Annotated in this window: 24 protein-coding genes and 1 pseudogene; 9 read left to right on the forward strand and 16 right to left on the reverse strand. The window is 67.6% G+C overall.

Going from position 1 to position 22,320, the window contains the following annotated elements:
* A pseudogene (locus D1610_RS17645) lies at positions 1 to 137 on the forward strand (IS30 family transposase); the annotation flags it as partial.
* Positions 138 to 229: 92 nt separating this feature from the next.
* On the opposite strand, the gene D1610_RS16370 reads toward D1610_RS17645, so the two are convergent.
* Both D1610_RS16370 and D1610_RS16375 read right to left on the reverse strand, forming a co-directional pair.
* Complete coding sequence (locus tag D1610_RS16370; protein ID WP_118865283.1) at positions 230 to 1,003, reverse strand: thioesterase family protein; 774 nt, start codon at positions 1,001 to 1,003, stop codon at positions 230 to 232.
* Positions 1,000 to 2,535, reverse strand: a complete 1,536-nt coding sequence (locus tag D1610_RS16375) for a class I adenylate-forming enzyme family protein (RefSeq protein WP_118865284.1) — start codon at positions 2,533 to 2,535, stop codon at positions 1,000 to 1,002. Before D1610_RS16375 ends, D1610_RS16370 begins: the two co-directional genes overlap by 4 nt.
* A 65-nt stretch (positions 2,536 to 2,600) precedes the next feature.
* Here D1610_RS16375 and D1610_RS16380 point away from each other — a divergent pair, with 65 nt between their 5' ends.
* Positions 2,601 to 3,215 carry a glutathione S-transferase family protein gene (locus D1610_RS16380; RefSeq protein WP_118865285.1) on the forward strand — a complete coding sequence of 205 codons (615 nt, stop codon included), beginning with the start codon at positions 2,601 to 2,603 and terminating at the stop codon, positions 3,213 to 3,215.
* Entirely contained in the window at positions 3,212 to 3,997 is a 786-nt protein-coding gene (locus D1610_RS16385; RefSeq protein ID WP_118865286.1) for an SDR family NAD(P)-dependent oxidoreductase, read from the forward strand. The genes D1610_RS16380 and D1610_RS16385 overlap by 4 nt, the downstream gene beginning before the upstream one ends.
* Positions 3,998 to 4,136: 139 nt before the next feature.
* Here the strand turns inward: D1610_RS16385 and D1610_RS16390 are convergent, their stop codons facing one another.
* From D1610_RS16390 to D1610_RS16430, 9 genes are all read right to left on the reverse strand, one after another.
* Positions 4,137 to 4,835 (reverse strand): glutathione binding-like protein, encoded by a 699-nt coding sequence (locus D1610_RS16390; RefSeq protein WP_118865287.1) that lies wholly within the window; start codon positions 4,833 to 4,835, stop codon positions 4,137 to 4,139.
* A 68-nt stretch (positions 4,836 to 4,903) separates the two neighbouring features.
* On the reverse strand, positions 4,904 to 5,266 hold the full coding sequence (locus D1610_RS16395) for a DsrE family protein (protein ID WP_118865288.1): 363 nt from the start codon (positions 5,264 to 5,266) through the stop codon (positions 4,904 to 4,906).
* Positions 5,263 to 6,021, reverse strand: a complete 759-nt coding sequence (locus D1610_RS16400) for a HesA/MoeB/ThiF family protein (protein WP_118865289.1) — start codon at positions 6,019 to 6,021, stop codon at positions 5,263 to 5,265. The genes D1610_RS16395 and D1610_RS16400 overlap by 4 nt, the downstream gene beginning before the upstream one ends.
* A 4-nt stretch (positions 6,022 to 6,025) precedes the next feature.
* Positions 6,026 to 6,484 carry a DUF29 domain-containing protein gene (locus D1610_RS16405; RefSeq protein WP_118865290.1) on the reverse strand — a complete coding sequence of 153 codons (459 nt, stop codon included), beginning with the start codon at positions 6,482 to 6,484 and terminating at the stop codon, positions 6,026 to 6,028.
* Positions 6,481 to 6,969 (reverse strand): dUTP diphosphatase, encoded by a 489-nt coding sequence (dut, locus tag D1610_RS16410; protein ID WP_118865291.1) that lies wholly within the window; start codon positions 6,967 to 6,969, stop codon positions 6,481 to 6,483. Before dut ends, D1610_RS16405 begins: the two co-directional genes overlap by 4 nt.
* A gap of 46 nt (positions 6,970 to 7,015) precedes the next feature.
* On the reverse strand, positions 7,016 to 7,399 hold the full coding sequence (locus tag D1610_RS16415) for a VOC family protein (protein WP_118865292.1): 384 nt from the start codon (positions 7,397 to 7,399) through the stop codon (positions 7,016 to 7,018).
* 63 nt (positions 7,400 to 7,462) lie between these two features.
* Complete coding sequence (gene coaBC / locus D1610_RS16420; protein WP_118865293.1) at positions 7,463 to 8,689, reverse strand: bifunctional phosphopantothenoylcysteine decarboxylase/phosphopantothenate--cysteine ligase CoaBC; 1,227 nt, start codon at positions 8,687 to 8,689, stop codon at positions 7,463 to 7,465.
* A 154-nt stretch (positions 8,690 to 8,843) separates the two neighbouring features.
* Positions 8,844 to 10,376 carry a 2-polyprenylphenol 6-hydroxylase gene (gene ubiB / locus D1610_RS16425; RefSeq protein ID WP_118865294.1) on the reverse strand — a complete coding sequence of 511 codons (1,533 nt, stop codon included), beginning with the start codon at positions 10,374 to 10,376 and terminating at the stop codon, positions 8,844 to 8,846.
* A gap of 130 nt (positions 10,377 to 10,506) precedes the next feature.
* Positions 10,507 to 11,238, reverse strand: coding sequence for a class I SAM-dependent methyltransferase (locus tag D1610_RS16430; RefSeq protein WP_118865295.1), 732 nt, complete (start codon positions 11,236 to 11,238; stop codon positions 10,507 to 10,509).
* Positions 11,239 to 11,295: 57 nt separating this feature from the next.
* On the opposite strand from D1610_RS16430, the gene mutM reads away from it, so the two are divergent.
* The 3 genes from mutM to dnaA all read left to right on the forward strand — a co-directional run bounded on the left by mutM (position 11,296) and on the right by dnaA (position 14,391).
* Entirely contained in the window at positions 11,296 to 12,108 is an 813-nt protein-coding gene (gene mutM, locus D1610_RS16435) for a bifunctional DNA-formamidopyrimidine glycosylase/DNA-(apurinic or apyrimidinic site) lyase (RefSeq protein ID WP_118865296.1), read from the forward strand.
* Positions 12,109 to 12,363: 255 nt separating this feature from the next.
* Complete coding sequence (gene rpsT / locus D1610_RS16440; RefSeq protein ID WP_118865297.1) at positions 12,364 to 12,627, forward strand: 30S ribosomal protein S20; 264 nt, start codon at positions 12,364 to 12,366, stop codon at positions 12,625 to 12,627.
* A 387-nt stretch (positions 12,628 to 13,014) separates the two neighbouring features.
* Positions 13,015 to 14,391 (forward strand): chromosomal replication initiator protein DnaA, encoded by a 1,377-nt coding sequence (gene dnaA / locus D1610_RS16445; RefSeq protein WP_182466884.1) that lies wholly within the window; start codon positions 13,015 to 13,017, stop codon positions 14,389 to 14,391.
* A gap of 203 nt (positions 14,392 to 14,594) precedes the next feature.
* On the opposite strand, the gene D1610_RS16450 is transcribed toward dnaA, so the two are convergent.
* The 3 genes from D1610_RS16450 to secB all read right to left on the reverse strand — a co-directional run bounded on the left by D1610_RS16450 (position 14,595) and on the right by secB (position 17,460).
* Positions 14,595 to 15,215, reverse strand: a complete 621-nt coding sequence (locus D1610_RS16450) for a DUF4136 domain-containing protein (protein ID WP_118865299.1) — start codon at positions 15,213 to 15,215, stop codon at positions 14,595 to 14,597.
* 117 nt (positions 15,216 to 15,332) lie between these two features.
* Positions 15,333 to 16,910 (reverse strand): murein biosynthesis integral membrane protein MurJ, encoded by a 1,578-nt coding sequence (murJ, locus tag D1610_RS16455; RefSeq protein ID WP_118865300.1) that lies wholly within the window; start codon positions 16,908 to 16,910, stop codon positions 15,333 to 15,335.
* Positions 16,911 to 16,935: 25 nt separating this feature from the next.
* The gene (secB, locus tag D1610_RS16460; RefSeq protein WP_118865301.1) at positions 16,936 to 17,460 is read right to left on the reverse strand and encodes a protein-export chaperone SecB; all 525 of its coding nucleotides are present in this window, start codon (positions 17,458 to 17,460) and stop codon (positions 16,936 to 16,938) included.
* A 175-nt stretch (positions 17,461 to 17,635) separates the two neighbouring features.
* Here secB and D1610_RS16465 point away from each other — a divergent pair, with 175 nt between their 5' ends.
* Genes D1610_RS16465 through D1610_RS16475 form a run of 3 tightly spaced genes read left to right on the forward strand, consistent with a single transcriptional unit; the run spans position 17,636 to position 20,017 of the window.
* The gene (locus D1610_RS16465; protein ID WP_147414357.1) at positions 17,636 to 18,283 is read left to right on the forward strand and encodes a Tim44/TimA family putative adaptor protein; all 648 of its coding nucleotides are present in this window, start codon (positions 17,636 to 17,638) and stop codon (positions 18,281 to 18,283) included.
* A gap of 5 nt (positions 18,284 to 18,288) precedes the next feature.
* Positions 18,289 to 19,527 carry a murein transglycosylase A gene (gene mltA / locus D1610_RS16470; protein ID WP_118865303.1) on the forward strand — a complete coding sequence of 413 codons (1,239 nt, stop codon included), beginning with the start codon at positions 18,289 to 18,291 and terminating at the stop codon, positions 19,525 to 19,527.
* A gap of 25 nt (positions 19,528 to 19,552) precedes the next feature.
* Positions 19,553 to 20,017, forward strand: a complete 465-nt coding sequence (locus tag D1610_RS16475) for a Smr/MutS family protein (protein ID WP_118865315.1) — start codon at positions 19,553 to 19,555, stop codon at positions 20,015 to 20,017.
* A 147-nt stretch (positions 20,018 to 20,164) separates the two neighbouring features.
* Here D1610_RS16475 and D1610_RS16910 read toward each other — a convergent pair whose 3' ends face one another.
* Positions 20,165 to 20,689 carry a hypothetical protein gene (locus D1610_RS16910; protein WP_147414358.1) on the reverse strand — a complete coding sequence of 175 codons (525 nt, stop codon included), beginning with the start codon at positions 20,687 to 20,689 and terminating at the stop codon, positions 20,165 to 20,167.
* Between the two features lie 488 nt (positions 20,690 to 21,177).
* On the reverse strand, positions 21,178 to 22,317 hold the full coding sequence (gene dapE / locus D1610_RS16480; RefSeq protein WP_245942354.1) for a succinyl-diaminopimelate desuccinylase: 1,140 nt from the start codon (positions 22,315 to 22,317) through the stop codon (positions 21,178 to 21,180).
* Positions 22,318 to 22,320 lie beyond the last annotated feature (3 nt).

The raw sequence follows: 22,320 nt of genomic DNA on the forward strand, positions 1-22,320 counted from the left end.
CCAACCTCGACACCTTCTCCAACAACGATATCGACAAGCTCGTCCGCCGCTACAACAATACACCCCGCAAATGCCTCGGCTTCCAAACCCCAGCCGAAGCCTTCCTCCAACCGTTGCACTTCAAATGCGAATCCACAGGGGGACCATGCGTAGCATGGTGGAGGGGGCTTGCCGCCAACGCGACGCTCGCGGCTATTCCCCCTCCCCAGACAAGCTGGGGGAGGATCTCTCAAACAAACAGCGCGACGCTCTGCATCTGGGTGGCGATCGGCTCGCCATCGGCGTTCCAGATCGCCATCGTCTGGCTCGAACAGCCGTTGGCGGCATATTCGGAAACGGCCCGCAACAGCCACCAGCCGTCGCGCGTCCTGGGCTCGGGCGTCAGCAGGTTGCACAGCCATGTCATCGAGGAGACCGGCGCGGGGCCGCCGATCAGCTTGAACGCCGCCGGCGGCAGCGCATCGGCGACCGCGATCAAATGCACCATCGGGTCAAGCCCTTCGCGCTCGTCCAGCCGCACCCAGCGCAGCCATTCGGATTTGCCGCGCGCGTCGCTGCGGTCGTCGACCAGCTCGAAATTGTGGATGAAGAAGTCCTTGGGTCCCTTGTACGTCACCGTATCGGGGTCCGGCAGGGGGAAGTCTGGCGCGGGCGCCTCCTTGTGCGCGACCTTCGACTCCATGTCGCGGACGAAGACGAAAGTCGCGGCCAGGCCAAGCCCCGCCTCGCTTGTCACATCGGCCTGCACCCAGGCCGCATTCTTGCCCCGGCGGAGCAGACGGGCGGTGACATCGACTCCACCCGCCAGCGGACCGACGAACGACACCTGCGCCGATCGAAGCGGCGGCAGATCGGGTGTCAATTGCTGCGCAGCATGCAGCGCCATCGCCGAAGATACGCCGCCATAAGCGGTGCGCCCCTGCATCCAGCTTGCCGGAATCTCCATCCGAAGGCCATTCTCCATCGGGGTCGCGGCAGCGAGAATCTCGGGCAGGCTGGTCATGCGGTCTCCTTCAACCGGTCGCGCAACTCGCGCTTCAGCACCTTGCCGATTGCGCTCCTCGGCAGCTGGTCGATCGGGTGCAGCCCGGACAGCCGCTGGGTCTTGCCGAGCCTGGCGTTGGTCGCGGCGAGGATATCGGCGGCGGATGTCGCGTCGCGCGGCACATAGAAGCCGACGGGCGTCTCGCCCCATGCTTCGCTCGGCACGCCGATCACGCTGCAGTCGGCGACCGCCGGATGCTGCGCCAGCACCGCCTCCAGATCGCTCGGATAGATGTTGAATCCGCCCGAGATGATCAGATCCTTCTTGCGGTCGAGCAGCGTCAGGAAACCGTCCGCGTCGAACCGACCGACATCGCCGTGGCGGATGAAGCGATTGCCCTCGGCGTCGAACCATGCCGCTTCGTCAGTCGCGTCCTTGCGGCCGTGATAGCCGCTCATCATCGCCGGGGAACGGCCGACGACCTCGCCCATCTCGCCCTGCGGCACTTCCTTGCCGTCGTCGTCGATCAGGCGGATGTCGTGCCCTTCTACCGGGCGCCCGACGGTGTGCAGCTTGTCGGGAAACTGGTTGCAGACCAGCGCGCAGGTGCCGCCGCCCTCGGTCATCCCGTAATATTCGACCAGCAGCCCCGGCCAACGCGCCACGACATCGGCCTTGAGCGCCGCGGAGAAGGGGGCGGAGGTGCAGGTCTTGAGGCGAAAGCTCGTCAGGTCGAAGCGGTCGAACTCGGGATCGGCCATGATGCGGCTGTATTGGACGGGCACCAGCATCGCGTGCGTCGCGCGCCAGCGTTCGGCGCTTTCCAGAAACGCCCGCGCATCGAACTTGCCCATCAGCACCGCCGTGCCGCCCCAAGCGAGCGTCGGGAAGAAGCTGACCAAAGTCGTGTTCGAATAGAGCGGCGTCGCGATCATCGTCACCGCGGTGTCGAAGCCGGCAGCGGCGTTTCGCGCGACATGCGCCCAGCGCATCCGGTGCGGCTGGACGATGCCCTTGGGCGTGCCGGTGGTGCCGCTCGAATAGATGATGTTGAACGGATCGTCGGGGCCGATCTCGACCGGCGCGGGTGCCGTATCCTGCACCGGCAGCCAATCCGCCCAGCGCGGCGCTGCGCTGTCGTCGAGGCGGATCACCCGCGCACCGATCGGCTGCCCCTCCAGCGCGGCGGCATTGTCCGCATCGACGAACACGATCCGCGCGCCGCAGTCGCCGATCATCGCCGCCAGGCTCTCGGGCGTTGAGGACGGAGCGAGCGGGGCTGCCGCGGCGCCGGCGCGCAGGATCCCTAGGAAAGCGACCGCATAAGGGATCGACGTGGCGGAGACGATCGCCACGGCCTCGCCCGGGCGGATGCCGTCGCGCTGCAGCCCGGCGGCGACGCGATCCATCTCGCGATTTAGCCGGCGATAGGTCATGCTCGCGCCGTCCATCGCCAGCGCGACCGCATCGGGGCGCTCGACGGCATGGAGCCTGATCAGGCTGGGAATCGTACCGAATGCGCCTTCCAGGATTTCGCGTGCCGTGTTCATGGCGGAATGGGTAGATTGCGTCCGGGCAAAATGCCATACGCATTTTTCGAAAACGGGGAGAGACTATGCTGTTCTATGACGCGCCCAATCCCGCGCCGAATCCGCGCCGCGTGCGCATCTATCTCGCCGAACGCGGGATCGAGGTGCCGATGAAGCCGCTCTCGATTCCCGCGCGTGAGCAGAAATCGCCGGAGTTCACGGCGATCAACCCGCTCGGCCAGGTACCGACCCTGGTGCTCGACGATGGAACCGCGATTACGGAAAGCGTCTCGATTTGCCGCTGGTTCGAGGCAGAGCATGGGCAGTCGCCGCTGTTCGGCCGGACGCCTACCGAAATCGCGCTGATCGACATGCATCTGCGTCGCGCCGAAATGGTGTTGATGACCCCTGTCGGCATGGTCTGGGCGCACACCCATCCTTTCACCGCGAAGGCCGTCGTGCCGCAATACAAGGATTTCGGCGAGAGCAACCGCGCCAAGGTGGCGAGCGCGATGGGATTCTTCGACCGGCAGCTCCAGGGGCGAGAATGGCTGGCGAGCGAGGATTATTCGATGGCCGATATCGTGCTGCTCACGACGATCGATTTCGCCGGCTTCATCGGCATCGAGATGCCCGAGGATGCCGCGAACCTGCGCGCCTGGCACGCCCGCGCCTCCGCCCGGCCGAGTGCGCGGGCATGAAGGGCCGCGTCGCGATCGTCACCGGCGGCGGCACCGGCATCGGCGCGGCGATCGTGCGCCGGCTGGCCGGTCAGGGTGTGCGCTGCGTGATCAACTATGCCTCCAGCCGCGACGACGCCGAGGCGCTGGCGGCGGAGGTGGGCGAAGGCGCGATCGCGGTGCAGGCGGATATCGTCGACGACGCCGCCTGCCGCGATCTGGCGCGGGCCGCGACCGACGCGTTCGGGCGGATCGATTTCCTCGTCAACAACGCGGGGCGGACCAAGTTCGCCAACCACGAGGATCTGGAGGCGCTCAGCGCCGAGGATTTCGTCGACATCTACAAGCTCAACGTGATCGCCGCATTCCAGATGATCCGCGCCTGCGCCCCGGCGATGCGCGAAGGCGACGCATCGGCGGTGGTCAACATCGCCAGCGTCGCGGGCGAGTTCGGCATGGGGTCGTCGGCCGCCTATGCCGCGTCGAAGGGGGCGCTCAGCACGCTGACACTCAGCATGGCGCGCGTGCTGGCGCCTGCGATCCGGGTCAACGCAGTCGCGCCCGGCTATGTCGGCACCGGCTGGTTCGAAAAGCGGCTGGGCGCGGAAGGCTTCGCCAAGCTCAACCAGCGCATCGCCGCCTCGGTGCCGATGGGCCTCGCGACAATGGCGGAGGACGTCGCCGCGCCGGTCGTCTCGCTGCTCGATCCAGCAATGCGCGCGGTAACGGGCGAGATCCTGCTGGTCGATGCCGGCTCGCACCTCGATGTCGGATTGAGCCGACGGCCGGGAAAGGACAACTAAATCCTCCCTCGCGAAGCGGGGGAGGGGGACTGCCGAAGGCGGGAGGGAGGCGGCTACACACGATGCGCTCCTGGCGCTCCCCCTCTACCACGCTACGCGTGGTCCCCCTCCCCCAGACAAGCTGGGGGAGGAACAAGTATCACCGCCCCGTCGCCGCGGTCTGGCCGAACAGGACCTTCTTGGCCTCTTCGCTCATCGGCCGGCTGCTGTCGTTGACGGCCTTGCCCTTCTCATAGGCGCGGATCGTCGCGGGGCGTTCGCGGATTGCCTCGAACCAGCGCTTGAGGTTGGGGAAGTCCTCCAGCCGCTGCCCCTGCGCCTCGTGCGGCACGATCCAGGGATAGCAGGCCATGTCGGCGATCGAATAATCGCCGGCGATGAACTCGCGCCCCGCCAGGCGCCGGTCGAGCACGCCGTAAAGCCGGTTGGTCTCGTTGACGTAGCGGTTGATGGCGTACTCGATCTTCTCGGGCGCATAACGGTTGAAATGATGGTTCTGCCCCAGCATCGGGCCGAGCCCGCCCATCTGCCACATCAGCCATTCGGTGATCGCGATCCGTTCGCGCTGGTTCGCGCCGACGAAGCGGCCGGTCTTGTTGCCGAGATAGATCAGGATCGCGCCGCTTTCGAACACGCTGATCGGTTCGCCGCCGTCGGCGGGTGCATGGTCGACGATCGCCGGCATCCGGTTGTTGGGCGCGATCTTCAGGAAATCGGGCGCGAACTGCTCGCCTGTGCCGATGTTGACCGGGACGATGCGGTAATCGAGCCCCGCCTCTTCCAGGAACAGCGTGATCTTGTGCCCGTTGGGCGTCGGCCAATAATGCAGATCGATCATGCGTCACTCCCGAATTGATCAAGCTCGGCAAGTGGGCATCGCCACCGCTTGGGGCAAGAAGGCGAGGGTCAGAGCGCGATCAGCCTGTCGTCGCCAAGGCTCGCGATCAGGCCGACCAGCCCGCCCGTCTCCACCCGCGGATCGAGCGCTTCGGCATCGTGATCCCCCAGCGCCAGCCCGGTCTGGCAGGCGATCAGCGTGACGCCCATCGACAGCGCCACCTCGAACAGACCGGCCAGGTCGGGCAATCCCTTGGCGCGATAATCCGCGTCGGCGGCGTCGGCGATCGGGCGGCACAGCATCGCAACCGCGGCTTCGTGCAGATAGATGCGCCCGCGCTGGCCCAGCGCCGCCGTTGCGGTGACGATGGTCAGCGCGGCGCGCAGGGCGGGCGGATCGTCGCGGATGAGGATGATGGTGATGCCGCTCATCGCCCGCAGGCGGCGCAGGCGGGGTCCTTGGCGAGCGTCAGCGTGCGTGCGCGCAGCGACAGCGCGTCGAACAGCAGCAGTTTGCCGGCCGCGTCCTCGCCGAAGGCGGTGATCGCGCGGACGGCCTCCATCGCCGCGAGGCTTCCCATCACGCCGGTCAGCGCGCCGAGCACGCCCTGTTCGGCGCAACTGACCTCGGCGAGACCGGGATCGGCGCCGACGAGGCAGCGATAGCAAGGCGCGTCCGGCTCCCAGCCGCGATAGGTGGCGAGCTGGCCTTCGAACCGGCCGACAGCGGCGGAGACCAGCGGCACCTTCGCGGCGAGCGCGGCGTCTGCGACCAGCAGCCGCGTCGCGAAGCTGTCCGATCCGTCGACGACGACATTCGCCCCCTGCACGAAATCGCCGGCGTTGTGCGCCTCGATCCGCTCGGGCCACAGCTCGGTCGCGACATGCGGGTTGAGATGGTGGACGGCCTCCGCCGCGACCTCGCACTTGCCGCGGCCGACATCCTGCGTGCCGAACAGGGTCTGCCGCTGGAGGTTTGACAGCGCGACCTCGTCATCATCGGCGATGCGCAAACGCCCGACCCCCGCGGCGGCGAGATACTGGATCGCGGGCGATCCGATGCCGCCCGCCCCGACGATCGCCACCGTCGCCGCGCGCAGCTTCACCTGACCCAGCCCGCCGATCTCGGGCAGCACGATATGACGGGCGTAACGCTCCAGCTCGGCGTCGCTGGGTTCGGCGATCATGGATTCAGAGCTCGAACGGCGCTCGTATTCTTTCCCATGAAGGCGGTGTTTCGGGAAAGGTTTCCGGCAGAAATCCGGTTTCCTGCGCGGCTTCATACCGTGCCTGCCTGTAAGCTTCCGCCACGATCTCATCGAGACTCGATTTCAGGCCGGGATTTGCCGCCAGGAGACGATCGAAACGGCGAAGATGTTCCCGGATCGAGCTCGACCAGGATCGCGTGCGGAGCATCGGCTGATGTTCCCATTTCAGAAGATGCAGCAGCACGATCCGCAACGCCGATTCGGTCGCGTTGTATTCCCGTCTGCCCATGCTCTCGATTTCCTCGGCGATATTGTCCCAGTCGAGCGCATTGGTCTGGCGGGCGCGAAGTAAGGTCGCTTGGCGCATTGCCCAGCCATAGCCGTCGTCGTCATAGGTCGGCTCGTTGCGCTCGAACGTCGCGGCGGAAGCGGGCTTGTTCATGACGCGCTGGATACCACGGAAACCCCGTCAACGGAATTGATGCCTGTCGATCCGAAACCGCCCGCGCCGCGTTCAGTATCGTCAAGATCGGCGACCTCGGTCAGCCCGGCGCGCAGCACCGGCGCGGGGACGATCTGGGCGATGCGGTCGCCGCGGGCGATGGGGAAGGGCGCGTCGCCCAGATTGGCGAGGATCACCTTCACCTCGCCGCGATAGTCGCTGTCGATCGTGCCGGGCGTGTTTAGGCAGGTGACGCCGTGCTTGAGCGCCAGGCCCGAGCGCGGCCGCACCTGGACTTCATAGCCGTCGGGAATCGCGATGGCGAAACCGGTGGCGACGGCGTGGCGCGCGCCGGGGGCGAGCGTCAGCTCCTCGGCCGCGACCACGTCCATGCCGGCCGCGCCGCTGGTGGCGTAGGCGGGAAGAGGCAGGTCCTGCCCGTGCGGCAGGCGCTTGATCAGGATGGCGATGGAGGCGTTGGTCATCGCGCCTCCTTACCGCCGCCGAACGAATTGTCGAACGCCGATCGCCTCAATCGTTGAAGACCGCCGCGATCTTGTTTCCGGTCGGGTCGCGCATATAGGCCGCGTACCATTTCGGTCCGAAATCGGGCCGGGGCCCCGGCGCGCCCTCGTCGCTGCCGCCATGCGCCATCGCCGCGGCGTGGAACGCATCGACCTCATCATGCGAAGCCGCGGCGAAAGCCACCATCGTGCCGTTGCCCGCGCTCGCCGGATTGCCATCGAACGGCTGGCAGACCCACAGGGTCAGGCCTTTCCCCTCGCCGCCTGCCGAATAGGCGCGCCAACCCGGAAAGCTCATGTGTGAAGACCAGCCGATGGTGCCCAGCACGGCATCGTAAAAGGCGTTCGAGCGATCGGCGTCGATCGCGCCGAGGGTGACGTAGCAATCCATCCCATCCTCCTGTTCCCCATTCCATGGATGGCAGATAGGTTGGAACAGATCAAGAACAATCGTTCAGGCCAGCGCTTTCGCGATCCTCTCCGCCAATGCGTCGGCCACGGCCGCCTTGTCCATCCGATCCCAACTCTCGACCCCGTCCTGGCTGACGATGTGGACCGTGTTCGCATCGCCGCCCATCACGTCGCCGGACACGTCGTTGGCGACGATCCAGTCGGCCCCCTTGCGGGCGAGCTTGGCGGTGGCGTGCTCGATCACCTTCTCGGTCTCGGCCGCGAAGCCGATCAGCAAATGGGGGCGATCCTTGCGCGCGCCGAGCCCGGCGAGGATATCGGGGTTCTCGGTCAGGTGGAGCGTCGCGCCGCCCGCCTGCTTCTTGATCTTCTGGCGTTCGCCTTCGGTGCGCCAGTCGGCCACCGCGGCGACCATCACGGCGGCGTCCGCCGGCAGCGCCGCCTCCACCGCGGCCGCCATCTCGCGCGCGGTCTCGACATCGATGCGCGTCACCCCCGGCGGGGTGGGCAGCGCCACGGGTCCGGCGACGAGCGACACCCGCGCCCCGCGCCGGGCGAGCGCCGCGGCGATGGCGAACCCCTGTTTCCCCGAGGACCGGTTGGCGATGTAGCGCACCGGATCGATCGGCTCATGCGTCGGCCCGGCGGTGACGAGGATGTGCTTGCCGGTCAGCGGCTTGACGGGCGCCGTTCCCGCCTCGCGCGAGATCGGCGGCGCGGGAGGGCGTCCGGCGAGCGCATGCTCGATCGCCGCGAGGATCGCTTCGGGTTCGGGCAGCCGGCCGGGGCCATATTCGCCGCACGCCATCGGGCCTTCGTCGGGCTCCATCACCGTCACGCCGTCCGCGCGGAGCTGCGCTACATTGCGCATGGTCGCGGCATGCTGCCACATCCGCACGTTCATCGCCGGTGCCGCGAGCACCGGCTTGTCGGTCGCGAGCAGCAAAGTCGTGGCGAGATCGTCGGCCATGCCCGCCGCCATCTTCGCCAGCAGATCGGCGGTGGCGGGGGCGACGACCACCAGATCGGCCTCGCGGCTGAGCTGGATATGGCCCATCTCCGCCTCGTCCTTCAGATCCCACAGGCTGGTATGGACCTGCTGCTCGCTCAAGGCGGCGAGCGTCATCGGCGTGACGAACTGCGCGCCGCCCGCGGTCAGCACGCAGCGCACCGACATGCCCGCCTTGCGGATCAGCCGCACCAGCTCGCACGCCTTGTACGCCGCGATCCCGCCGCCGACGATCAGGAGGATGCGCCGAGTCGCGGTCATGCGGAACGGGTCCCGATGGTCCGAAAGGTGAGGAAAGTGAGACCAGGCGTCATATCACTCTCCCTCCCGCCGATCGCCGTGAACCGGGTGGCGGCAGGGGCGAAGCGCGGGGCCATTCCAGTCCCATAGCATCGCATGGCCGATGTAGGACAGATCACAATATCACCCACATCGCCGCAGCACCGCCAAGCGCCGCGAGAACCGCCACCGCCGCATAGCGCCAGCCGCCGCCGATCCGCACCACCTCGATCTCCTTGAGCGGCGGAGAGGGCGGAGCGCCGCCGGGCGGGGGATAGCGCGCCTCTATATTGCGGATCAGGTCGGGCAGGCGGGCGAGGGTGCGCACGTCGCGGACGATACGGTCGGCGACCCAGGCCTCCGGCCCCAGCTCGGTCCTGATCCATTCGCGGATGAAGGGGGCGGCGGCGTCCCACATGTTGATGTCGGGATCGAGCCTGGTGGCCACGCCCTCCACCATCACCATCGTCTTCTGCAGCAGCAGCAGGTGCGGCTGGGTCTGCATGTCGAAGTCGCGGGTGATGGCGAACAGCCCGTCGAGCATCGCGCCGACCGACATCTCCTTGACCGGCAGCCCGCGCATGGGCTCGCCCACCGCGCGCAGCGCGGTCGCGAACTCGTCGACGCTGTGGTGCGGCGGCACATAGCCCGCCTCGAAATGGATCTCCGCGACGCGGGCGTAATTGCCCGTGATCAGGCCGTAGAGGATCTCCGCCAGCCACACCCGCGCGCGGCGGTCGATGCGGCCCATGATGCCGAAGTCGATCGCCGCGATCCGCCCGTCGGCCAGCGCGAACAGATTGCCCTGGTGCATGTCGGCGTGGAAGAAGCCTTCGGAGATCGCCTGGCGCAGGAAGGCGCGGATCAGGATTTGCGCGAGATGCGCGGTGTCGTGCCCGGCGGCGATCAATTCCTCGCGTTTCGACAGCTTGATCCCGTCGACCCATTCGAGCGTCAGCACCTTGCCCGACGTGCGCTGCCAGTCGATCGCGGGCACGGTGAAGCCCGGCTCGGCCTCCATCGCCTCGCGCAGTTCGGAGGCCGACGCGCCTTCGCGGCGGAGGTCGAGCTCGCGCGCGGTCCAGCGCTTGAACGTCTCGACCACCAGCCGCGGGCGCAGCCGCCGCGTCTCGCGGCCCATGCCCTCGACCTGCGCCGCCGCCCATTCATAGGTGTCGATCGCGCGGGCGAACTCGGCCTCGACCCCGGGGCGCAGCACCTTGACCGCGACCCTGCGCCCGTCGGTGGTGACGGCGCTGTGCACCTGCGCGATCGAGGCGGCGCCGATCGGCTCGGGATCGATCGAGGCGAACAGCGCGTCGACCGGCTTGCCCAGGCTCTGGACCATCTGTTCGCAGATCAGATCGAACGCCACCGGCGGCAGCGCGTCCTGCAGGCGCATCAGATCGTGCGCCGCCTCCTCGCCGACCAGATCGGGCCGCGTGGCGAGCGTCTGGCCGAACTTGATCGCCGCCGGCCCGATCGCCTGCAACGCGTCGGCATAGGCCGGCACCTTGGGCACGCGCGCGCCGAAACGCGCCAGCCGGGCGATGCGGCGCACCGGCGGCGGCGTCAGCGGATCGCGCTCGATGCCCCTCAACGCCCCGTGACGCGCGAGGATGCGCCCCCATTTGAAGATCCGCCAGAGATGGATGACGGGCGCGGTCATGCGATGATGATTCCCCTCCCTGGAAGGGAGGGGTTAGGGGTGGGTTCCTCTCCACCGGCGTTGCGCTCGCGGAGGGAAACCCACCCCCGGCCCCTCCCTTCCAGGGAGGGGAGTAACGGATCGCGATCCATCAAATCTTCCAGCCGCTGTGGATGGCCACCAACCCGCCCAGCACCGGCTCGACGCGGGTGCCCACGAAGCCCGCCTCGGCGATCATCGCCTCGAACGCCGGCATGTCGGGAAAGCGGCGGATCGATTCGATCAGGTAGCGATAGCTGTCCTCGTCATGCGCCAGGAGCTTGCCCAGCTTGGGGACGATCCGGTGCGAATAGGCGTCGTACACGTCGGCGAAGCCGGGCCACAAGGTGGTCGAGAATTCGAGGCAGAAGAAGCGTCCGCCGCGCCTGAGCACGCGGTGCGCCTCGCGCAGCGCCGCGGGAATGTCGGTCACGTTCCTTATGCCGAAGGCGATGGTGTAGGCGTCGAAGCTCTTGTCGGCGAAGCCGAGCGTCTCGGCATTCTGCTCGGACCAGATCAGCCCCTCGATGCCGCGTCTCGCCGCGCGGTCCATGCCGACGGCGAGCATATCGGGATTGATGTCCGCCACCGTCACCTGCGCGCCCGACCTGGCGAGGCGGAAGGCGATGTCGCCGGTGCCGCCCGCCATGTCGAGGATCGCCTCGCCGGCGCGCGGCTTGACCAGCCGGACGAAGCGGTCCTTCCACAGCCGGTGCAGCCCGCCCGACATGGCGTCGTTCATCAGGTCGTAGCGGCTGGCGACGCTCGAGAAGACTCCGCCGACGCGCGCGGTCTTTTCGTGCGGCGCGACCTGCTGATAGCCGAAGGATACGGTGTCGGTCATGGCCCTGCGCTCTAGCCGCGCCTTGCGCGACCCGCAAACGCAACCTAGCGCGTGCCCGTGCCCGAGCTTCCCGAAGTCGAAACCACCGTCCGCGGCCTCGCGCCCGTGCTCGAGGGGCGCGTGCTCTCGCGCGTGCTCGTCCGCCGCGCCGATCTGCGCCGCGCCTTTCCGCCCGATCTCGGGCAGAGGCTGACCGGGGCGCGCGTCACCGGGCTTTCGCGGCGCGCGAAATACGGCCTGATCGCCACGACCCGCGGCGACACGATGATCTTCCATCTCGGCATGTCGGGGCGTTGGCGCCTCGATCCCGCCCAGCTGCTGCCGCACGACCATCTGGTGATCGAAACCGACGCCGGGCGCAGCGTCGCGCTCAACGATCCACGGCGTTTCGGTTCGGTCGATCTGGTCCCGACCGAGGCGGTCGCCGAATGGCCGCCCTTCGCGGCGCTCGGCCCGGAGCCGCTCGGCCCCGATTTCACCGCCGAGCACCTGCGGAAGGCGTTCGCCGGCCGGACCGCGCCGGTCAAGCCGCTGCTGCTCGATCAGCGAATCGTCGCGGGGCTTGGCAACATCTATGTGTGCGAAGCGCTCAACCTCGCGCGGATCGCGCCGACTCGCCCGGCCGGAAAGATCACCGGACCGCAACTGAAGCGTCTTGCCGAAGCGGTGCGCGCGGTGCTGCTCGCGGCGATCGAGGCGGGCGGATCGTCCTTGCGCGACTATGCCCGGCCCGACGGCGAGCTGGGCTATTTCTCGAAGCAGTTCCGCGTCTATGGCCGGGAAGGGGAGGCATGCCCATGCGGCGGCACCGTCCGGCGCCGCGTCGACGGCGGACGATCGACCTTTTTCTGCCCAACCTGCCAGCGCTAGGCAACTATGCCTCATCACCTTAACCCGTCACCCCGGACTTGTTCCGGGGTCCATCAAGCCGCGAGCGCGAGGGTCTGAGCTTCTTGCTCCGTACATGCCGCACGATGGACCCCGGAACAGGTCCGGGGTGACGGAGAAGGAGCCGGTCAGCCTGAGGTTGACCGAAACGAAGCGTTGCAGTATGCGCCGCCCCTCAAAGGGTCGCGGGCGGTTCCGCGCCCCTTTTTCATTTATCATCGGGTTTCGAGGCAAGACATGGCGAACACGCCCCAGGCGAAAAAGCGGATCCGGCGGAACAACCGCCGCGCGGAGATCAACGGCAACCGCGTTGGTCGCATCCGCACCTTCGTGAAGCGGGTCGAAGCCGCTCTGGGCGCGGGCGACAAGGCGGCCGCCGCCGAGGCGCTGGCCGCCGCGCAGCCTGAGCTGGCCCGCGGCGTCGCGCGCGGCGTGCTGCACAAGAACACCGCCTCGCGGAAGTTCGCGCGGCTGACCAAGGCGGTCGCCAACCTCGGCTGAGCCCGCCCAGGCGGAACGCAAATCGAACAACCCGCCGGCCTTCCCCGGCGGGTTTTTTCGTGTGCGCGGCAGATGTCAGGAATCACCGCGATTCGCACAGGTCATCCACAGGCGGCGGCTTGAATAATCATCTGGAAACAACGGGATATCAAATATTCGACGGGTTTCCTTCGCTTGATCCGAGTCAAGCCGCATATTTCATTTTGATGACCTTGATCGCGCAGCCGCGCTGTTCCTAAAACAGTCGCTCGCCGTGGCGAGTCTCATCGTCGCGGCTACCAGCAAGCGTAAGGGCTGCGCCGGGCTCGCCCGGCACGGGGGCAAATTGCTGTCGGTGTAACCGGTTCGGAAGCGGCCCGTGCTTCCGGAAGAGAAGGGGTGTGTCTGTTGAGCCTTGCCGCTGTCGAATTGGGTCCGGAAGAACAGGCGCTCGCCGATGCATGGGCGGCGGTCCGCGCGCAGCTGCGCAAGAGCGCGGGCGCGCGCGTGTTCGACCAGTGGCTCAGGCCGATGGTGCTCCTGGGCGCGGGCGAGCGCGCCGGATCGGTGCGGCTGGGATTGCCCTCGGACTTCATGACCAGCTGGGTCGCGCAGCATTATGAGGATCGCTTGGCGATGGCCTTTCGCGATTCGCTGCCGGGCTTCTCCGGCCTTTCGGTCGAGACCTGCGACACGCGGCGCGCGCAGGCGGTGGTCGCGCTCAAGCCCGTCGCCGAGGCGCCCGGGCCATCGCCGGTGCATCACGATCCGTTCGATCCGCGCTTCACCTTCGATCGCTTCGTCGTCGGCGAATCGAACCGGCTGGCCTTGAACGCTGCGCAGGCGATCGCCGCGCCGGGCGTGCCGCGCTACAGCCCGCTGTTCCTCCATTCGGCGACAGGCCTCGGCAAGACGCACCTGATGCACGCGATCGGCCACGCCTTCCGCGCGAGCCATCCCGACGCGTCGATCGTCACCATGTCGGCCGAGAAGTTCATGTTCGAGTTCGTCTCGGCGATGCGCGCCCGCGACACGTTGAGCTTCAAGGCGCGGCTGCGCTCGGCCGATCTGCTGATGATCGACGACATCCAGTTCATCGCCGGCAAGGAGGCGACGCAGGAGGAATTCTTCCATACTGTCAACGAGGTGATCGGCGCGGGCAAGCGGCTGGTGATCTCGGCCGACCGCAGCCCGCACGATCTGGAGGGCGTCGAATCGCGCATCCTCTCGCGGCTCGGCTATGGCCTCGTCGCCTCGATCCAGCCGCCCGAGCCCGAGCTGCGCCGCGCGATCCTCGACGCCAAGCTCGCCGAGCTGGGGGATGCCGGGGTGCCCGAGGACGTGGTCGAGCTGCTCGCGACGCGGATCGGCGGCAATGTCCGCGAGCTGGAGGGCGCGCTCAACCGGCTGGTCGCCTATGCGCTCCTGACCGATCAGCGGATCGACATGGATTTCGCCGAGAAGACGCTGGCCGACGTGCTGCGCGGCGTGCAGCGCAAGATCACCATCGACGATATCCAGAAGGCGGTCGCGGCGCATTTCTCGCTGCGCACGACAGACCTGCTCTCCGCCCGCCGCGCCCGCGCGGTGGCGAGGCCGCGCCAGATCGCGATGTATCTCGCCAAGCGGATGACGCTGAGGTCGCTACCGGAGATCGGCCGCAAGTTCGGCGGCCGCGATCACTCGACCGTGATCCACGCGGTGCGCCGGATCGAGGAGCTTCGCGGAAGCGACAGCGACCTGGACGGCGACGTGCGGGCGTTGATCCGGCAGCTCGAAGGATAAGAAAATCCTCCCCCAGCTTGTCTGGGGGAGGGGGACCACTCGAAGGGTGGTGGAGGGGGATGCCAGGCAGGAAGACGCCTGTGACGCTCTCCATCCAACGCCCGACACGGGACTAGATCCCGTGTCGTCGGACGGCGCTTGGGGCGCCGCCGGCCGGGCGCTGCCGGGTGCGCTCGCGCCCAGCTTTCGCTGGGCGCTTGCCGTCAGCGCCGCGGCGGCAGCGTGATGTTCACCGTCTCGCCCGAACGTCCCGGGAAGCCCGCGAACATCGCGTCGATCAGGTTGGGCACCAGATATTGCAGGTCGTCGTCGCGCGAGCGGGCGCGGGCGGTGCCTTCGAACAGGCGCTCGCCGCTGCCGGCGCGTTCGATCTGCATGTCGAGCTCGCTGGTGTAGATGGTGTAGCTCGACACGTCGCCATAGCCCGGACCCCAGGCGAACGGATCATGGAAGCCGTACAGCCAGGCGCGCCGGGCGCCCCAGCGATAGGGATAGCCGAAGCCATAGCCGCCGCCGAAGCCGGTCGAGACGACGCGTTCGCGGCCCGTATCGACGTCATAGTCGATCGTCACGCGCAGCGCCGCGTTCGATGGCGAGGAGGCCGGCTGATAGCCCTGCTGGACCATCCGCGCGGTGACCATCTGGGCATATTGGTTGAACTCGATGCCGCCCTGCAGCTTCGGATCCGACGCCTGGACGTAGAAGGTCTCGCCCTGCGCGGGCGGCAGCTGTTGGAAGCGCGCGACATCGGCGCGGAAGCCCGTGGCGCATGCGCTGACAGCGAGCAGCGATGCGATACCGAGCATCTTGAGGGATTTGTACATGGCAAACGACCTTTTTGAATGTGCAAAACCAAGACGTTGCTGGGTTGAGCCTACCATGCGCCCAAACGCATGAATAGCGCTTGAATGTTCTCGGCGTGCGACGAACGGTTGCAACGATCAGGCGTCGGCGGGCTTGCGCCGGAGCAGCATCATGATCTGTTCGCGATCGACCGCGCCGATCACCCAGGCGACCGCGCCATAGACGGCGAGGCCGATCCCGACGAGCACCGCGATCGCCGCCAGCTTCGCCACGGTGCCGCCGGCCAGCAGGAAGCCGATATTGGAGCGGACCAGCAGGAGCGCAACCACCATCGCGCCGGTCGCGAGCAGCTGCAGCGCGATCCGCCGGGCGACCGCGCCCTGCAGCCGGTAATGCCCGCGCCGCGACAGGATCGCGTAGAGCAGGAAGGTGTTGAACCACGCCGCCGCCGCGCCCGCCGCGACCAGCCCGATGATGCCGTAGCGGCCGATCAGCAGCACGATCAGGATGACGTTGACGATCAGCGCGGCGAGCGCGGTCCACACCGGCGTGCGCGTGTCCTTGCGCGCGAAGAAACCGGGAATCAGGATCTTGACCAGCACATAGGCGGGCAGGCCGACGACGATCATCTGCAGCACCGCCGCGGTCACGCGCCCGTCCTCCGGCGTGAAGCGCCCGCCGACGAAGAAGCCGTCGACCAGCGGCCCGGCGCATACCGCGAGCGCGGCGGCGGCGGGCAAGGTCAGCAGCATGGCGAGCTCGATCGCCTGCCCCTGCAGCCCGCGCGCGCCGCTCTCGTCGTTCTGGACGATATGGCGCGACAGCGCGGGGAGGATCGCGGTGCCGAGCGCGATGCCGATCACCCCCAGCGGCATCTGGTTCAGCCGGTCGGCCATCGCCAGATGAGTCAGCGTGCCCGTCGGCAGCCTTGTCGCGAAGAAGGTGTCGATGAACTGGCTGACCTGATAGATCCCCGCACCGAAGGTCGCCGGCAGGATGATCCGCCCCAGCTCGCGCACGTCGCCGGTGAAGCGCGGCCGCCTCAGCTTCAGCGAAATGCCTTCCCTGCGCACGAACCACCACAGCCAGATCAGCTGAACGAGGCCGGACAGCGAGACGAACGCCGCGAGCACCTGGACGACGATGACGTCGCCGCCGCCCGGCGGCCGGAGATAGCCGCCCAGCAATATGCCGCTGATCAGCGTCAGGTTGAACAGGATCGGCGCCGACGCGCCCGGCCCGAAGCGCGACATCGAATTGAGGATGCCGGTCAAGAGCGAGACCAGGCTGATGAAGAACAGATAGGGGAAGGCGTAGCGCGACAGCTCCACCGCCAGCTCGAACTTGCCCGGCACCTCGCGGAACTCGCTCGCCAGCGCCAGCACGAACCAGGGCATGATGAGGAGGAACAGCGCGGTGAAGCCGAGCAGGATCGGCACGAACACCGACAGTACGTCGCGGCTGAAATTCTCCGCCTCGGGCAGCCCGCCTTCGCCGTGCAGCTTGCGGCTGAACATCGGCACGTACGCCACGGAGAAGGCGCCCTCGGCGAACAGCCGGCGGAAGGTGTTGGGCAGGCGGAAGGCGAGCTGATAGGCATCCGCCGCAACGCCCGCGCCCAGCACGCGCGCGAGCAAGATGTCTCGCACGAAGCCGAACACCCGGCTGACCAGCGTCAGCCCGCCGATCGTGCCGGTCGATTTGAGCAGGTTCACCGGCGCAGTCCGGCCGCCGGTCCGGTCAGGCGTTGCCGCTGGTGTCGAACGAGATCTCCTCGCCGCCGACGCCGCTCGCGGCCTGCGCCTGCTGCAGGTAGAGCGCGTTGAAGTCGATCGGGTCGAGCAGCAGCGGCTGGAATCCGCCGTCGCGCACGGTATCGGCAAGGACGCGGCGGGCGAAGGGGAAGATCAGCCGCGGCGCTTCGGTCAGCAGGAAGGGCTGGATCTGCTCTTCGGGCACGTTGCGGATGCCGAACAGCCCGGCATAGGTCAGCTCGACGGCGAACGCGGTCTTGTTCTCGGAAGGGGCGGTCGCGGTGACCTCCAGCTTCAGCAGCACCTCGTGGAACTCCTCGCCCACGCGCTGCGCGCCGATGTTGAACTGCACGTCGACGCGCGGCTGCTCGCTCCATTGATAGACCGCCGGCGAATTGGGATTCTCGAACGACAGATCCTTGACATATTGGGAGATCAGCCCCGCCTGCGGCTGGTTGTCCGCGCCGTTGGTGAACTGCTCCTGGGCGCCCGCGCCTTCCTGTTCGGCCATGTTTTCGTCTCGATCCTGTCAGCTGGATTGGAGGGCAGCGTCACGCGCCCTGTCAGCGGCGGCGCGTAGCAGGCGCGCAGACGCGGTTCAACCGCTGCGCCGCGCCAAAGTGCACCATTTGAAACCCTCGTGCGTTGCGCCTATGTTGCATGTCGAGTTCCTGATCGGAGGCAGAGTGGTTTACGTCGTTCTCTTGGCGCTTGTCGCGGGTTTCCTCGCTTTGAGGCTCTATGCCGTGCTGGGCAAGCGCACCGGTCATGAACAGCCGCTGCCGCGCACCGCGGAGGAAGGGCAGATCGCCGGCCCCGCGCAACGACCGGCGATCGATATCCCATCCGAACGGCGCGACACTGCCAATCCCGTGGTCGATCCCACCGCCGAAGCGGGCGTCCGCGCGATCGCGCAGGCCGAGCCCGGCTTCTCGCCCGAGCAGTTCGTCGACGGCGCCAAGGCGGCCTACAAGATGATCCTCGAGGCGTTCTGGCGCGGCGACGAGGAGGAATTGTCCTGGTTGGTCGATGAGGATGTCCGCAGCGCCTTCGCCGCGGCCATCGCGCAGCGCGCCGAAGCGGGCCACACGCTCGACAACAAGCTGGTCGGCATCGAGCGCGCGATTATCTCCGCCGCCTCGGTCGATGGTCGCAATGCGCGCATCACCGTGCGGATCGACGCCGATATTGCCGCAGTCACGCGCGATGGGGAAGGCAACGTCATTGCGGGTTCGATGAGCGACGCGGTGGAAACGCACGACGTCTGGACTTTCGCGCGGACGCTCAAGGGGGATGATCCCAATTGGAAGCTCGTCGAAACCGACGAGGATTGAGGTCGATGCGTTTCTGGGGGGCCGGGATCGCGCTGTTCGCGCTCGCGTCCTGTTCCAACGGTATCGTCCCGCCATCGGCGAGCGGCAATCAGCCGCCGGTTCGCCAGCCGGTCGCCGCCACGCCGATGACGGCCGCCGCCGCTCCCGCGATCACCGCCGAGATCACCAGCGCGCGCGCGGCCTCGCTGCTGGCCGGCCCCGCGGTCGCCTCGCTGCCGATCGATGAAGTCGGCGCCGTCCGCGCGCTCTCCGCCTTCCGCACCAGCTGCCCCAGCCTCGTCCGCCGCACCGATGCGAGCGGGCTGACGCGCGGGGAGGACTGGCAGGCGGCCTGCGCGGCGGCGCCCGGCGCGACCGACGCCCGCGCCTTCTTCGCGCAGCATTTCGAAGCCGTGCAGGTGGCGGACGGCAAGGCCTTCGCCACCGGCTATTACGAGCCCGAGATCGCCGGATCGCGCACCCGCCGCCCCGGCTACAAGGCGGCGATCTACCGCAAGCCCGACGATCTCGCCGAAATCGACCTCGGCGCATTTTCGGACGAGTTCAAGGGCAGGAAACTGCGCGGGCGCGTCTCCGGAAACACCTTCGTGCCCTATTATGAGCGCGCGGAGATCGTGAACGGCGCGCTGGCCGGGCGCGGGCTGGAGCTCGCCTGGGCGGCCGATCCGGTCGAGCTGTTCTTCCTTCAGGTGCAGGGCTCGGGCCGGTTGCGTCTGCCCGACGGCGGCGTGATGCGCATCGGCTACGACAACCAGAACGGCCGCGGCTATACGGGCATCGGCAAACTGATGAAGGATCGCGGCCTGCTCGGCCCCGGCCAAACCTCGATGCAGGGCATCATGGCGTGGCTGCGCGCGCACCCGGAGGAGGGGCGCGCGATCATGAACGAGAACAAGAGCTGGGTGTTCTTCCGCGAGCTGACCGGTCCTGGACCATTGGGCTCGATGGGCCTCCCGGTCGTGGGCCGCGCCAGCGTCGCCACCGACCCGAAATTCGTGCCCTTGGGCGCGCCGGTGTTCCTGTCGATGGACCGCGAGGACGCGACCGGCTTATGGGTGGCGCACGATGTCGGCGGCGCGATCAAGGGCAGCAACCGCTTCGACACCTTCTGGGGCGCGGGCGAGGAAGCGCGGGCGATCGCCGGCGGCATGTCCGCGCGCGGCACCGCCTGGGTGCTGCTGCCCAAGGGCGCGCTCGCCAGGCTCACGGCGGAGGGCGCCGGTGGAGCGGCCGCTCGACCCTGACGAGGCGGCGCTGTGGGCGCGGGTGATGGCGACGGTGCGCCCGCTCGGCCGCCCGGCCATGCCCGCTCCGCCGCCGCGCAAGGAACCGCCCCCGCCCCGGCGCCAGTCCGCGCCGGCGATGCCGCTCCACACCCCGCCCGCCGCGAAGCCGCACGACCAGCGCACCCTCGACGGCGGTTGGGACCGCCGGCTGGGCCGCGGCATCGTCTCCCCCGACAGCAGCATAGACCTCCACGGCCACACCCTCGACCGCGCCTATGCACGGATCGATTTCGGACTCGAAACGGCAATCGCGCGCGGAGACCGCGTCGTCCTGCTGGTGACGGGCAAACCCAGAGCCGAAGGCGCGAGGGAGGGCAGGGGCGCGATCAGAGCCGTCGTCACCGACTGGCTCGCCGCCTCGCGCCACGCCGGCGCAATAGCGGCGGTGCGGCCGGCGCACCCGCGGCATGGCGGGGCAGGGGCGCTGTATATCGTGCTGCGGCGATAATGTCTGCTTTCGACCTAGTTGCAGACGTTCGTTCACGATCGTAGCGCGCCTTAAAGCAGACGCTGGAGAGATCATCTGGCGGCATCCGCATCTACGAGACGAAGACTTCAACGGCTTCTCACCAGAAAGTTCGACTTGTAGATGCTGTCAGTTCGCTCGATTATAGACGAGCGTATAGTGAAGTGGTGTAGAGAGCAGCGGACCGATGATGGTAGTCTCTGCCACCAACTGCTGCCCAACGCTACGATACACTATAGTCCGCTCGCTGTCGTCCGCACGGAATGTTAGCGAAATGGCCTCACCATTCGCTTTTGCCGACACATCGAAAACAAGCTCTTCCACGAGTTTCCACTTGATCGGCTCTCCGCCTATCAAAACGGCAATCAGTCGATGGGCATCGTACTTGATCGAGAACCGATCTGCCCAAACCGAGATTCTAATACTGCCTGCACCCGTTGCAGCCGTGGACTTGCGCAGCCTCATGCGAGCGAGAGGGCTAGCTTCGCTGGGAAGGCCGGCAATAGCGCTCTCGATCGCTTGAAAGACGTCGTCGCTCCGTTCTCCGTCCTTGACATAGTTGCCTGAAACCACACCTTGCGCCGGGCTCGCTGAGCCTGAACTAGAGATCAAGATGGCAGCTCCGATCGCCGCCGACCAAGTCCAATGGCGCATCACGCTCTCCTCAAATTCCGCTGCTCGGTGTGATGGGTGTAGTGACGATCCGCTTTGGCGCATAGGTGAGGCCTTGATTGTCGAATTGAGGGACTCCCTCCCGTTTTGTAGACGCACGTACTGGCGGAGGGCTGGCTGTATCAGAGGGCCGAGCTTCGCGGCCGCTAACTCGATCTGCAAACTCGAGAGCGGACCAGCCGCTCTCCACCAATAGCCGTCATGCCGGACGTGTTCCGGCATCCATCTCGCCACCCGCCGGCGCTGACGTTGGCGCCCACCACCAAAAACGCTGTCCTACATGCGCCCGATCTGCGATTCTGCGATCCTGTGATTCGGCTCTTTGACATGTGCAGTTCCTCGCAGCGCCGCCCCACCCTCTCGCTCCGATCGGCCTAAGGTAAAACGCGTCGAGAAAAACCGTTACCTTTGGAGGGAAGGCGGCGCTTCACGCGAAGGCGTCTATGGGTGAACTTCGTGAAGTTTGACGGTCAGGCGGCCGCCGTCACCCGATCCAGCACCGCCGCGTAAACCCGCGCCAGCGCGTGCAGGTCTTCCACTGCGACCGCCTCGTCCAGCTTGTGCATCGTCGCGTTGACCAGGCCGAACTCGACAACCGGGCACAGCTTCGACAGGAAGCGCGCGTCGCTGGTGCCGCCGGTGGTGGAAAGCTCGGCCGTGAGGCCGGTCACCTCCGCGATCGCGTCGCTCACCAGCGCCGAGAAATCGCCCGGCGGCGTCAGGAACGCCTCGCCCGAGACGCGCGGCGTGACGATCGCGTCGGGCGCGTGGGCGTGGACGATCGCCGCCACGCGCGCCGCCAGGTCGTCGCCCCGGTGCAGATCGTTGAAGCGGATCGACAGCCGCGCCTCGGCCCGCGCCGGGATGACGTTGGTCGCCGGATTGCCGACGGTGATATCGGTCAGCTCGATATTGCTCGGCTGGAACCAGTCGGTGCCGTCGTCGAGCACGATGCCGTCGATCTCGGCGAGCGCGCGGACCAGCCTGGGGATCGGATTGTCGGCAAGATGCGGATAGGCGACATGGCCCTGCCGGCCCGGCACGTCGATCCAGATGTTGACCGATCCGCGCCGGCCGATCTTCACCATGTCGCCCAGCCGGTCGACCGATGTCGGCTCACCGACAAGGCAGAGTTCGGGCTTCAGGCCGCGCTCCGCCATGCGGTCGATCAGCGCGCGGGTGCCGAAGATCGCCGGGCCCTCCTCGTCGCCGGTGATGATCAGGCTGGTCGTGCCGCCGCGGTCCTCCGCCACCGCCGCGACGAAAGCCGCGATCGCTCCCTTCATGTCCACCGCGCCGCGCCCGTAGAGCAGGCCGCCGCGAATTTCCGGCTTGAACGCGTCGCTGTGCCAGCCAAGCCCCGGCGGCACGACGTCGAGGTGTCCGGCAAAGGCGAAATGCCGCCCACCGTTCCCGCGCACGGCCAGCAGGTTCTCGACCGGCCCGTCCGGCGCCTCGCCGGAGATGAAACGCTCGACCATGAAGCCAAGCGGCGCGAGCGCCGCCTCAAGCACGTCGAACACCGGTCCGCGCGCCGGCGTCACGCTCTCGGCGGCGATCAGCTTCTTGGTGAGTTCGACGACATCGGGCAGGGAGGGGGCGTGATTCATGGG

Origin of the sequence: Sphingomonas gilva (genome assembly GCF_003515075.1) — a bacterium.
Lineage (GTDB): Bacteria > Pseudomonadota > Alphaproteobacteria > Sphingomonadales > Sphingomonadaceae > Sphingomonas > Sphingomonas gilva.